Raw genomic sequence first — 509 nt, forward strand, 5'->3', positions numbered from 1 at the left:
CAGGGCAACATCATTGAATTGTGGCAAGCGCCGCTTAAAGAGACGTTGCGTTTAGATATGGAAGGGCCGGCGATAGAAGTGCTTGACCAATTGCTTGCCAAAGCGGTGAGTGAATCACCACTGGAAACGTCTATTTTTGACGGTGCGTTAAAAGAGCGAGTGGAACTGTTCCAACGTTGGCAGGGCATCGGTGTGGATGGCATTGCGGGTCATCGCACGTTAGAGCGCTTACAACAAAGTGTGCAACCTAATGCGCCAACACTAGCAAGCATTAACAAGGAGGAGGCGTAATGTCAGTCATCAAACATGTTGGACTCTTTCTTGTGCCTATTAGCGTGTCAGCGATTGCGGTTGCGTGGCATTTAGATTTGCTTACGCCAGAGACTCAAGCGGTTACGCCAGAGGTAGTGGTGGCGGAAGTCGTACAACCATTTGAAGTTTTAGATTATCCAGGATCAACGGATCTTGCTCAACTGCCACGAGAATGGCCGAGTGCCGAGTTATCTCGT

Annotated in this window: 1 protein-coding gene and 1 pseudogene; both read left to right on the forward strand. The window is 49.5% G+C overall.

Features of this window, described 5'->3' with window-relative positions; genetic code table 11:
* On the forward strand, nucleotides 1-291 hold a 291-nt coding region (locus R8O10_RS27690; RefSeq protein ID WP_318192291.1), incomplete at its 5' end, for a peptidoglycan-binding domain-containing protein.
* Nucleotides 291-509: pseudogene (locus tag R8O10_RS27695) on the forward strand (hypothetical protein); the annotation flags it as partial. The gene R8O10_RS27690 and the pseudogene R8O10_RS27695, both read left to right, overlap by 1 nt.

The organism is Vibrio sp. 1727, assembly GCF_033344415.1.
Taxonomy (GTDB): domain Bacteria; phylum Pseudomonadota; class Gammaproteobacteria; order Enterobacterales; family Vibrionaceae; genus Vibrio; species Vibrio alginolyticus.